The sequence below is a fragment of the Arthrobacter pascens genome, from assembly GCF_017052465.1.
Classification (GTDB): domain Bacteria; phylum Actinomycetota; class Actinomycetes; order Actinomycetales; family Micrococcaceae; genus Arthrobacter; species Arthrobacter pascens.
Map to the genome: position 1 here is coordinate 24,470 of NZ_JAFHKT010000136.1, position 12,176 is coordinate 36,645.

Annotated in this window: 7 protein-coding genes; 5 read left to right on the forward strand and 2 right to left on the reverse strand. The window is 69.0% G+C overall.

Features of this window, described 5'->3' with window-relative positions; genetic code table 11:
- The first annotated feature begins 7 nt into the window (after positions 1–7).
- Genes cydB through JYA52_RS10735 form a run of 3 tightly spaced genes read left to right on the forward strand, consistent with a single transcriptional unit; the run spans position 8 to position 5,560 of the window.
- Positions 8–1,057 (forward strand): cytochrome d ubiquinol oxidase subunit II, encoded by a 1,050-nt coding sequence (cydB, locus tag JYA52_RS10725; protein ID WP_205653175.1) that lies wholly within the window; start codon positions 8–10, stop codon positions 1,055–1,057.
- 6 nt (positions 1,058–1,063) lie between these two features.
- Positions 1,064–4,516 (forward strand): thiol reductant ABC exporter subunit CydD, encoded by a 3,453-nt coding sequence (gene cydD / locus JYA52_RS10730; protein WP_205653176.1) that lies wholly within the window; start codon positions 1,064–1,066, stop codon positions 4,514–4,516.
- Positions 4,517–4,525: 9 nt separating this feature from the next.
- Positions 4,526–5,560, forward strand: coding sequence for a GNAT family N-acetyltransferase (locus JYA52_RS10735; RefSeq protein ID WP_205653177.1), 1,035 nt, complete (start codon positions 4,526–4,528; stop codon positions 5,558–5,560).
- A gap of 9 nt (positions 5,561–5,569) precedes the next feature.
- Here the strand turns inward: JYA52_RS10735 and JYA52_RS10740 are convergent, their stop codons facing one another.
- Together JYA52_RS10740 and JYA52_RS10745 are read right to left on the reverse strand one after the other, a co-directional pair.
- Entirely contained in the window at positions 5,570–6,088 is a 519-nt protein-coding gene (locus tag JYA52_RS10740) for a DinB family protein (protein WP_205653178.1), read from the reverse strand.
- 9 nt (positions 6,089–6,097) lie between these two features.
- Positions 6,098–8,641 carry a DNA gyrase/topoisomerase IV subunit A gene (locus JYA52_RS10745; protein WP_205653179.1) on the reverse strand — a complete coding sequence of 848 codons (2,544 nt, stop codon included), beginning with the start codon at positions 8,639–8,641 and terminating at the stop codon, positions 6,098–6,100.
- Between the two features lie 56 nt (positions 8,642–8,697).
- On the opposite strand from JYA52_RS10745, the gene JYA52_RS10750 reads away from it, so the two are divergent.
- Both JYA52_RS10750 and JYA52_RS10755 read left to right on the forward strand, forming a co-directional pair.
- Positions 8,698–11,388: a bifunctional acetate--CoA ligase family protein/GNAT family N-acetyltransferase gene (locus JYA52_RS10750; protein ID WP_205653180.1), complete on the forward strand. Its 2,691-nt coding sequence runs from the start codon at positions 8,698–8,700 to the stop codon at positions 11,386–11,388.
- A gap of 43 nt (positions 11,389–11,431) precedes the next feature.
- The gene (locus JYA52_RS10755) at positions 11,432–12,175 is read left to right on the forward strand and encodes a DUF5998 family protein (protein ID WP_205653181.1); all 744 of its coding nucleotides are present in this window, start codon (positions 11,432–11,434) and stop codon (positions 12,173–12,175) included.
- Position 12,176: the final 1 nt, after the last annotated feature.

The following is a 12,176-nucleotide window of genomic DNA, read 5'->3' on the forward strand; positions in this document are numbered from 1 at the left end:
ACGGAACATGGAACTGTTGCCCACCACCTGGTTCATCGCCATCGCCGTTCTTTGGACGGGTTATCTCTTCCTTGAAGGCTTCGACCTCGGAGTCGGCATGCTGATGAAGCTCTTTGCGCGCGACAACACTGAACGCCGCGTGCTGCTCAACACCATCGGGCCGGTCTGGGACGGGAACGAGGTCTGGCTGCTGACGGCCGCCGGCGCGACCTTCGCCGCCTTTCCCCTCTGGTACGCGTCCCTCTTCTCGGCCCTGTACCTGCCGCTGCTCCTGGTCCTCGTGGCACTGATCTTCCGGGCCGTTGCCTTCGAATACCGGGGCAAGGTGGATACCGAGCGGTGGCGGAACACCTGGGACTGGGCCATCGCCGTCGGCTCCTTCGTGGCTTCCTTCGGTGTAGGCGCCACCCTGGCCCTCAGCACCACCGGCCTTCCACTGGATGCCAACGGTGACCGCGATGGTGGCCCCTTCTCCTGGTTCAGCGGCTACGCGCTGCTCGGCGGCTTTGCCGTGGCAGGGTTCGCCCTGCTGCATGCCCTGGCGTTCCTCGCCCTGAAGACCGACGGCGAGGTCCGGCACCGCGCCCGGCGCTGGTTCGTGCGGCTGCTTCCCGTCCTGCTGCTCCCCATGGCGGGCTGGGCCATCAGCGTGCAGCTCCTGAGCGGGGAGCCGTGGACGCTGGCCGCCCTCGTGCTCGCCGTCGTGGCCGCAGTCGCCGCCTGGTTCCTGGCCCGGAAGGGCAGTGAAGGCCGCGCCTTCCTGGCCACGGGGGTGTTCCTGCTGGGCGGGGCCGCTTCGATCTTCGGCGCCGTGTTCCCGGTGGTGCTTCCCTCCACGATTGATCCTGCGTTCAACCTCACCGTCGCCAACGCGTCGTCCTCTGACTACACGCTCGGGCTGATGAGCATCGTGGCCTGCGTCGGACTGCCGCTGGTCATTGCCTACCAGGCCTGGACCTACTGGGTCTTCCGCCGCCGTGTCAGCGCGGCCCACATCCCGGAGGCCCACAGCTTCCTTCCAGCAATCGCCGCCAAGGCGCTCATCCGGAACGACTGAGGTCCCGTGAAGCCGCAGTTCCCCGCAGGCCCGTCAACGCGCGCCGCACTGTATGGCCTTGGCGTGCTCGCGGCGCTCAAGGCCCTCGCGCTGGTGCTCATGGGCCAGGCCATCGCGTCGGTCCTCGCCGGCCTCATGGTGCGGGACCCTGCGTGGGCCGACCAGCTGGTCTGGGGAATGGCCGGTGTGGTCCTGCGCTCAGCCACCGTCTGGGCGCAGGGCATTGCCTCCCGCCGGGCGGCCCTGGGTGTCAAGGAGGAGCTGCGCTCGCAGCTCCTGGAACATGCGCTGCGCAACGGCGTCCGGTCTGCCGGCCCTGCCGACGGTGGCCTCGCCGTGCTTGCCACACGCGGCCTCGACGCCCTGGACAGCTACTACACGCAGTACCTTCCGGCGTTGGTGAACTGCGCCGCGATTCCGCTGCTGCTGGGCGCCCGGATCCTGTTTGCCGACTGGGTCAGCGCCGTGGTCATTGTGCTGACGGTGCCGCTCGTGCCGCTGTTCATGGTGCTGATCGGCCGCTACACGGAAGACAAGGTACAGGACGCGCAGGCGGCCCTGTCCCGGCTGTCAGGGCACATGCTGGAACTTGCCAAAGGGCTTCCGGTGCTGGTCGGACTGGGCCGGGCCTCCGCCCAGCGCCGGGCGCTGGAGGATATTTCCGAAGAGTACCGGTCCAGGACCATGGGGACCCTGCGGACTGCGTTCCTCTCAGCCCTGGCGCTGGAGCTGATAGCCACAATCTCGGTGGCCGTGGTGGCAGTCTTCATCGGCGTGCGGCTGGTGCACGGCGACATGGCGCTGGAGGCCGGGCTCCTCGCACTGATCCTGGCGCCGGACTGCTACCTTCCGCTCCGGGAACTGGGAACGGCGCACCACGCCAGCGACGACGGCCGGGCAGCGCTCGCGGAGACGACGGCGGTGCTGGACTCGCCGGAGCAGCGGCGCCTCGATCCCCGGCCAGCGCCCGTGCCATCTGCCCACGACCTGACGGTCAGCGGACTCACCGTCAGCTACGCGGGAAGGCAGGGAGCCGCCGTCGGCCCCCTCAGCTTTACCGCGCCGGCCGGGCGGATCACTGCCCTGGACGGGCCCAGCGGGGCCGGCAAGAGCACGGTGCTGGGTGTCCTCGCCGGGACCATCGGTTCCGGCGGAGGCACCGCCGTGGCCGGAACGCTCGGCGGCTTCGCCCCGGCCGGCGTGGCTTTGGTGCCCCAGCATCCCGTGATGGTGGCCGACACCGTCCGCGAGGAGATCCTGCTCTATCTGGCCGCCGGGGCTCCGCAGGACCGGCTCCACCTCGAAAAAGGCGTCCAGGAGTGCCTGGCAGCGGCAGGCGCAGCCCACCTGGCAGGGAAGCACCCGGCCGAACTGAGCCCCGGGGAGCTGCGCCGCGTCGCCCTTGCCCGGGGACTTGCCCGCATCGCGGCGGGAGCCACCGTGCTGCTGCTGGACGAACCCACCGCGCACCTGGACCGGGCCTCCGCCGACATCGTCCAGGCGGCCATCCGGGACCTCCGCGGCAGGGCGACCGTAATTCTGGTGGCCCACGACCGGCGAACCCGGGAACTTGCAGACCACGTCGTTCCCCTTGCTGCGGCCGGGCACACCTCCGCGGCAGCCGTCGCCGGTCCTGCCGTGTACGCCGGCCCGGACGATCGTGCACTCCCTGCCGTCCCCACCGCGCACTCAAATGCTGGAGCAGCGGCCGCGGGTTCCAGCGGGACAGCGCAGTTTGGCCGGACAGCGCAGCAGCCGCCGGCTGAAACGGTGCCGGCGGCCGGGCTGCTGGGGAGGCTGCTCTCACCGGTGCGTGGCAGGTTTGCGGGTGCAGGCGTCGTGGGAACCCTTGCCTCGCTCTTTGCGGTTGCCCTTTCCGGGCTCTCCGGCTGGCTCATCCTGAGGGCCAGCGAACAGCCGCCCATCCTGTACCTGCTTACGGCCATCGTGGGAGTGCGGTTCTTCGGCATCGGCCGGGCCGTCCTGCGCTACTGCGAGCGGCTCGTGCTTCATGACGCGGTCTTTGCATCGCTGACTCTGCTCCGCGGGCGACTGTGGGCGTCGCTGAGCCGGCGGGCCCTGTCCCTCCGGCGGCTGCTCCAGGGCGGGAACGTGCTCGGCGTCGTCATCGACGACGTCGACACGGTCCGGGACCTGCTGCCGAGGGTGGTCCTTCCGCCGGTGACAGCCATGGCAGTGGCCGCGGCCGCCACCGGAACCTCGGCCTGGTTGGTGCCGGCGGCCCTGCCGGCCGTCGTGGCTGCCGCTGCCGTCAGCCTGGCCGTGGCTCCCGCCGTCGCGCTGTTGGCCGACCGGATGTCTGCCGGGACGGAGCAGTCCCTGCGGTCCGGAGTCCTGCGCCGCGTCGCGGCTGCCCTCGACTCACGGGCGGAACTGCACGCCAACGGCGTGGCGGCGCCCGTCCTGGACCGTATCCGCGCGGACGACCGCTCAGCCACCCGGGCCTCCCAGCGCTCCGCCTGGGCAGAGGGACTCGGCCAGGCGATTACCGTCGCCGCCTGCGGCGCCGGTGCGCTGGCGTGCACCGCACTTGCCGCGCCGCACGTACTGGCAGGTGCCGTCGCGGCCCCGACAGCCGCCGTCGTCGTCCTGATGCAGCTGGCACTCGTTGAGCCCTTTGCGGCCATGACGACGGCGGTCCGCCAATACCCGGCTCTGCGCTCCGTGCTCCGCCGCATCGGTGAGTCCGGGGTCCTGGGTGCAGCGGACACCGACGCAGCGGCTTCTGATGTCTTGTCCAGGCCGGAGCCGCGGGAGGAGGGACGTCCGGGTGTCGAGCTGAGCCGGCTCGCGGCCGCGTGGCCCGGCGGCTCCCCAGTTTTCAGTGGCCTGTCCGCAGTGGCGGAACCGGGACGCTGGCTGGCGGTCACCGGTCCCTCTGGTGCCGGCAAGTCCACGCTGCTCGCTGTCATGCTGGGTTTCCTTCCGGCGCGTGAAGGGCGCATTGCGGTGACCGGCGCAGCGGCGTGGTGTCCCCAGGAAGCCCATCTCTTCGACTCCACGATCAGGGGCAATCTGCTGCTGGGTCGCCGGGATCGGGAGGTATCGGGGGACGGAGACGCCGAACAGGAGATGCAGCAGGCGCTCACCGCAGTGGGCCTGGGGCCCCTGCTGGAGCGGCTTGATGACGGGCTGGACACCCGGATTGGACCCGGCGGTGCATTCCTCAGCGGTGGCGAAAGGCAGCGCCTCGCCGTGGCACGCACCCTCATGACCCGGGCCGAGGTGATCCTGCTGGATGAGCCGACCGCCCACCTCGACGCCGAATCCGGCCGTGCGCTGATGGCGGACCTCCGCGCCGGGCTCCGTTCCCGCACGGTGGTGCTTGTGACCCACAACCCCGCGGACATCAGCCCTGATGACGCCCTGCTGGCCCTCCGCCAGAGCGGTGAATCCCCGGCAGCGGAGGAGATGGCGCCGTCGCTGACCTCCGGTTAGCCTGTTCCCATGACGCGATCCGAGGTTGCCGACGGCTGCACCGTTGACTTTCCGCTGCTGCGCTGGAAGAGCGCCGGGAACGGGGATGTCCAGGCGTGGGCGGCCCTCATCGCCCGGACCGCGGCCGTCGAGAAGCCGGTGTGGTTTGAACACCAGCCGGAGCTGGAACAGATCATGGAGTCCCGGAAAAATCCGCCGGAGCACAACACCGTGCTGGGATTCGACCCGGACGGCGTCGTCCGGGCGTATGCGCGAATCACGAAGAACACGGACAGCGAGAAGGCGTACGGCTTTGGCTGCGTCGATCCGCAGTGGCAGCGCCGCGGCGTCGGCTCCGCCCTGCTGGAGTGGCTGGAGGCGCGGACCCGGCAGCGTTTCGCGGAGGACGCCGGGGCCGTCGGTGAGGGAACGCAGAACGGCACTGCCACCCCACGGTTGCGGATCCACAACGAACAGCAGCACCAGCACCAGGCGGCACTCTTCACCAGCCACGGCTACGAGGTGGTGCGGTATTTCAATGAGATGCACCGGCCGCTGGCGGCGCCGTTGCCTGATGTGGTCCTGGACCCGGGGCTTGAGCTGGTGACCATGGGACCTGAACTCAGCGAGGCCGTGCGGCTGGCACACAACGAGGCCTTCCGGGACCACTGGGGCAGCGAACCCAAGGACGAGGAATCATGGGGATTCATCGTGAACGACCCCCAGGCGCGGCCCGACCTCAGCGCGGTGGTCCTCGAGCGCAGCACCGGGACGGTGGCGGGCTACCAGTTGGCCGCCCACGACGCCGAAAGCGCGGTCACGCGGGGATTCAGCGAAGGCTACACCGACCTGCTGGGCGTGCGGCGGGAGTTCCGCGGCCGCGGCATCGCCAGTGCCCTGCTCGCGGATGCCATGCGGCGCTTCGCTGCGGAAGGATTCGATGTCGCCTCGCTGGACGTCGACTCCGAAAATCCCACGGGCGCGCTGGCGCTGTACCTCAAAATGGGCTATAAACCCGTCAACCAGAGCCTGGCCTGGCACAAAGCGCTGGGCCAGCCTGCCTGAGCGGCAGAGCTATCCGTCCACGTCGGCAAGGTGGTGGGCCACGTCGTGCAGGAAATACTGCGCGAGGGTCAGGACCGTGAATTCCGAACCGTTGCTGCGGAGCCCGGTCCTGCCCCACTGGGATTCCTTGACCCGGGCGAAGGATGCCGCCACCTGTTGGCCCTCGGCCGTCAGTTCGGCGCTGACCACGGCGGGGTCTGAGCCCGCGTAGTCGTTCTCCACGGCCGTCCGGTCCTGGTCCCAGTTCTCGAACTTCGCGTGGTCATCGGTGAGCATCAGGTTCAGCCGCCTGTCGAAGAGGCTGAAGACGTCCCGGACGTGGCAGGCATATTCCAGCGGCGACCAGGTGCTGTCATCGGGGCGCTCTGCGGCGTCCGGGCGGCGGAGCACGGCGCGCCAGCGCGGGAGCATGCTTTCCACGCTGCCGGGCACGGTGGACGGCGTGACCGTCGACGCTTCGAAACCGCATTCGCTGCACGGGCGGGAAAGGACCCAGGTCCAGTCTTTTTCATCCGGAATGATAGGCATGCCAGTAGTCTAGGCTTCCTCGGTCCGGGCGTCCTGGGTCTCGGGCTCCGCCCACGTCATGCTGGGGCCGATGGCCTCCACGGCCTGGGACAGCGGAATGCCCGAGCCGTCCCTGCGTCCGTGCTCCTGGGGCAGGGAACGCGCCACACCGGCCAGGGATGACGCCTTCGCCGGGCCGTGGCCCGCCCAGGCCTGCAGCAGGGTGTCTTCGCCCTTGAGGAAGCGGTGCGCCCGGACTCCGCCCGTGGCCCGGCCCTTGGCCGGGTATTCGGAAAACGCGGTGACCTTCGCGGCTCCCGGCGCGGTGCCCGGCAGGGCGCCGTCGGTCCCGGAAATAGTGACGACGACGGCGGCGTCGTCGCCGGGGGCAACGGCACCGAAGAAGATCACCTGGTCGCCGGAGGCCAGTTTGATGCCCGCCATGCCGCCGGCGGTCCGCCCTTGGGGACGGACGCTGCCAGCGCTGAACCGCAGCAGCTGCGCCTGGCGGGTCAGGAACACCAGGTCGGTGTCGTCGCCCGCGGGGGCCACGCCCACCACCGTGTCCTTGTCCTTTAGCGCGATGGCGTCCCAGTCCTCCCGGTTGAGCGGGTAGTCAGGCTGCACCCGCTTGATGACGCCCTGGGCCGTTCCGAACGCGAGCACTTCGTCCAGCGGCGCGAAAGCCACGAGGGTCTCGCCCTTCAGCAGGGTGATGAAGTCCCTGGCCGGGACGCCGCCGGCCAGGTTGGGCAGCCCGGACATCGGGGGCAGGACGGGCATGTCCACCACCTGGATGCGCAGCATGCGCCCCTGGGAGGTCACGGCCGCTATCTCGCCCCGGGCTGAGGTCTTGACCACGGAGCGGAACACGTCGTGCTTCGAACGCGGTCCGGACTCCGCGAGGCTGTCCTGGTTGGAGGTCCTGGCAATCTGGCCGGACGCCGTGAGGATGGCCCAGCAGGGATCGTCGGCGATTTCGAGGGCGAGCGGTACAGCTTTGCCCTTGACCCCTGCCTTGCCCAGGTCACCGGCGGCTGCGGCGGCGACGGTGGGGGAGACCGCCTCGGATTCCAGGAGCACGGTGCGGCGGGGTGTGCCGTATTTCTCCGCGATCTCGGCCAGCTCGCCGGACACCAGGTCGCGCAGCAGCTGGTCCGATCCGAGGATGGCTTCGAGTTCCTCAATCTCGCGGCGGAGCTCGTCCTGCTCCTTCTCCAGTTCGATCCGGGAGTACTTGGTCAGCTGGCGGAGGCGGAGTTCCAGGATGTAGTTGGCCTGGATCTCGGAGAGGTCGTAGATGGACATCAGCCGTTCCCTGGCCGCCGACGCCTCATCCGAGGACCGGATGATCTGGATGACCTCATCGATGTCCACGATGGCGATGAGGAGGCCCTCCACCAGGTGCAGGCGGTCCTTCTTCTTGCCGAGCCGGAACGCCGTCCGGCGGCGCACCACGTTGAGGCGGTGGTCCACATAGACGGTGAGCAGCTGGAGCAGGCCCAGGGTCTGCGGCTGCCCGTCCACGAGGGTGACGTTGTTGATGCCGAAGGAGTCTTCCATCGGCGAGTAGCGGTAGAGCTGCTGAAGCACGGCGTTCGGGTTGAAGCCGTTTTTCAGCTCGATGACCAGGCGCAGGCCGTGCTTGCGGTCGGTGAGGTCGACAATGTCGCTGATGCCGGTCAGCTTCTTGCTGTTGACCGCGTCCTTGATCTTCTCGATCACCTTCTCCGGGCCCACCATGTACGGCAGTTCGGTGACCACCAGGCCGGTGCGGCGCGCGGACAGCTGCTCCACCTCCACTTTGGCGCGGGTCTTGAAGGAGCCCCGGCCGCCGGCGTACGCGTCGCGGATGCCGTCCAGGCCAACGATCCGGCCGCCCGTGGGAAGGTCGGGACCGGGTACGAACCGCATGATGTCCTCGAGGGTGGCATCCGGGTTGGCGATGAGGTGCCGCGCCGCGGAGATCACCTCCACCAGGTTGTGGGGCGCCATGTTGGTGGCCATGCCCACGGCAATGCCGGTGGCGCCGTTGACCAGCAGGTTGGGGAATGCCGCCGGCAGGACATCCGGCTGGGTGAGCTGGTTGTCGTAGTTCGGAACGAAGTCCACCACGTCCTCGTCGAGGTGGTCGGTCATCGTGAGCGCGGCCGCCGCGAGGCGGGCCTCCGTGTAGCGCGGCGCCGCCGGACCGTCGTCGAGCGATCCGAAGTTGCCGTGGCCGTCGATCAGCGGAAGCCGCAGCGAGAAGTCCTGGGCCATGCGGACCATCGCGTCGTAGATGGCGGTGTCGCCGTGCGGGTGCAGCTTGCCCATGACCTCGCCCACCACGCGGGCGCTCTTGACGTGGCCGCGGTCCGGCCGCAGGCCCATGTCACTCATCATGTACAGGATGCGTCGCTGCACCGGCTTGAGGCCGTCGCGGGCATCGGGAAGCGCCCGGGAATAGATGACGGAATAGGCGTACTCCAGGAAGGAGCCTTCCATTTCGGAAGTGACGTCTATGTCGACGATGTTTTCGGTGTAGTCCTGGACGATTTCCGCGGACGGGGTGGAACTTTGGCGGCGGGCCATGGGGCTGGTGGATCCTTTTTGGGGTGCACTTCGGGAGTCTTAGCTAGGCTAAGCCTATGGTGGAACAGCCCGCGGACGGCGTATATCCGGAATATTGGGAAGCCGATGTCGTCCTGCGGGACGGCGGAACGGCACACCTGCGGCCCATTCATCCTTCAGATGCGGACGCCGTTCAGGCTTTCCATGCCGGACAGTCGCAGAACTCAATCTACATGCGGTTCTTCGCGTTCAAAGCACGGCTGTCGAGCAAGGAGCTCAAACGGTTCACGGAGGTGGACTACCGCAACCGGGTGGCCTTCGTGATCACCATTGGCGGCGAAATCATCGGAATCGGCCGTTATGACCGGCTCGACGACCCTTCCGAAGCCGAGGTGGCCTTCAACATCGCCGACAAGCACCAGGGCCGCGGCATCGGCTCCATCCTGCTGGAACATCTGGCCGCCGCTGCCCGTGAAAACGGCATCCGGCGGTTCAGCGCCGAGGTCCTGCCTGAGAACCGCAAAATGCTGATGGTCTTTTCGGACGCCGGCTATGACGTCAAACGGCATTTCGACGACGGCGTGGTCAGCCTTGAGTTCAACATCGACCCCACCGACAAATCACGCGCCGTGATGGAGTCCCGGGAACACCGCGCGGAGGCGAGGAGCGTGCAGGACCTGATGGCGCCGTCGTCGGTCGCGGTGATCGGGGCGAGCCGCAAGTGGGGCACCGTCGGCTACCAGCTCCTTGAGCACATCATCGAGGGTGGGTTCACCGGCCCCGTCTACGCCATCAACCCGGAAGCGCTGGAGCTGGCCGGGATGCTGTCCTTCGGGAAGCTGTCGGAGGTGCCCGGCCCGGTGCAGCTGGCCATCGTGGCCGTGCCCTACGAGGAAGTCCCCAAGGTGGTGGACGAGTGCGCCGCGGCCGGAGTCAAGGGAATCGTAGTGGCATCGGCCGGGTTCGCGGAAGACGGGGACCGCGGCCTCGTGCGCCAGCAGGCACTCGTCCGGCAGGCCAGGGCCAACGGCATGCGGGTCATCGGACCGGCATCGCTGGGCATGGTGAACACCCATCCTGCCGTGTCACTGAACGCGTCGATGGCGCCCACCCTGGCCAGGCGCGGGGGACTGGGGCTCTTCAGCCAGTCCGCCGCGATCGGCGTTGCCCTGTACGCGGCGTCAAGCCGGCGACGCGTCGGCATCTCCACGTTCCTCTCCGCCGGCAACCGGGCGGACGTCTCCGGCAACGACATGATGCAGTTCTGGGAGGACGACGCCGACACCACCGCCGTGGGCCTGTACCTGGAGTCGATCGGCAACCCGCGCAAGTTCTCGCGGCTGGCGCGCCGCCTGGCCCTCACCAAGCCCGTCATCGTCGCCAAGTCCAACTCCATGGGCCTGCAGCTGCCGCCCGGGCACGCGGTGCGCACCACCCAGGCTCCGGGCGGAGCCCTCGACGCCATGATGCGCCAGGCCGGGGTGATCCGGGTGGAGACCATCGAACAGCTCATGGACGTCGCGCAGATCGTCTCCGCCCAGCCGTTGCCCAGGGGCGCCGGCGTGGCCGTATTCAGCAATTCAGGCGCCTTGGGCAAGGTCGTGGCGGACAGCGCAACGGCCCACGGCCTGGGCGTGGAGGCGCTTGTGGCTGACCTGGACCTCGACGCCGGCATGTCCCTCGCCCTGCCCGAACTGGAGCGCCGGCTGCGCGAAACGCTTGCCCGCGACGACGTGCACGCGGCGGTGGTGGCGTTCCTGCCGGCCAGGGGGCTGACGGTCGAGAAGATCGCGGGCGCGCTCGCCGGCTGCTCGGCCGGGGCCGGGAAACCTGTTGTCGCGGCATTCACCGGCATCCTGGACCCGTCCGTCTACGTGGAGGGCATGGTGGGGGATGCGGCCCCAGCCGCGCCGGTCCCGTGCTACTCGAATCCGGGAGCCGCCGTCGCAGCGTTGTCCGCGGTGGTGCGCTACGCCGAGTGGGCCCACCGGGACCAGGGACTCTTCGCGGACCCGCAGGGCTGCGACGCCGAAGCCGTGCATGCCGATCTTGAACTGCTGCTCAAGGACGTCCGGGGCGAGCAGCTGAAGGAGCTGGACCCGGCGGACGCCGCCCGCCTGCTGGGGCACTACGGGATCACGGTGCTGCCCTCCGAGGGTTTCGTGACAGCAGATGAAGCGGTGGCAGCGGCGGACCGGCTGGGCTGGCCCGTGGCGCTGAAGACCACGGATCCCACGCTGCGGCACAGGCTCGACCTGGGCGGCGTGCGGCTGGACATCCAGGATCCGGAGTCCCTGCGGCTGAACATCCTGCAAATGCGGCGTGCGCTCGAGCCCTACGGCTCGTCGTCGCTGGAGGTGCAGGCCATGGCGCCGGTGGGCCAGGCCTGCACGTTCCGTGCCATCGAGGACCCGCTGCTGGGGCCGGTGGTCTCGTTCGGGCTGGCGGGCGACGCCGTAAACCTGCTCGACGACTGGGCGCACCGCGTGCCGCCGCTGTCCGCCGCGGATCTTCGCGACTTCATCCGCAGTCCCCGCGCCTCCCGCAAGCTGTTCGGCTACCAGGGGCTGCCCGCCGTCGACGTTGCCGCGCTCGAAGACCTGGCGGCCCGCCTGAGCCGGCTGAAGGACACCCACCCGGAAATTGCGCTGGTGGAGTTCAACCCGGTCCTGGCCACCCCGCAGGGGGTGTTCATCCTCGCGGCGGACGTCCGGATCGGCAACGCCGCCCAGCGTACCGACAGCGCCCGGAGGGCCATGCGCAACTAAGCGCTGGTTAGCATGTGCCAAGCCGATCTGTGAAAATGGGGAAATGAGCTCCCAGCCTCCCACCTCGAAGCCTCAAGCACCGGACCACAGCCCCCAGGCTTCCATCCACCACAGCTCACACAACCACACCGCCCAGGGCCAGAGCCTGGACGGGGCACTGCAGCAGGCGGCCTTCTACCCCAGGCTCGTGGCCGACGTCGTCGACGACGCACTCGACGGCCGGGATTGCCTTGCCCACCTGGTTCACCTCGAAACACACTTTGACCGGGCCGAAGTCCGGCGGCACATTACGGTGCTGGTACTGACCGAGGACATGCTCGTGATCACCCACGTGGACGACCAGCAGCTCGACGATGCGGGCGAACAGATCGTCGCGCAGATTTCCACCGAGTCCGTGCCCGTGGCGCAGATCCGCTCCGTGGTGCTGAGCTACATGTACTCCCAGCCGCAGAACTACAAGCCGTCGGACCCCGTCCGCGAGGTCACCCTGTCCATCGCCTGGTCCGGCGGGCAACGGCTCGAGATGGGCCCGGCCAGCTGCGGCGACCCACAGTGCGAGGCCGACCACGGGTACAGCGGAACCATCGCCCAGGAGGACATCGTGCTGCGTATCTCTGCCGAGGCGGATGGCCTGCAGGCTGTCCAGGACGCCAAGCTTTTTGCCCGCGCCCTGCGTGCCGTGAACACGGGTTCGTCTGCCCCCGTCCCGCACGGGGGCAGGGCGCCGCAGCCGCGCCCCCGGATGGGTGTGTTCTCCAGCCGCCTCAGCCGCGGACACCAGCGCTGAG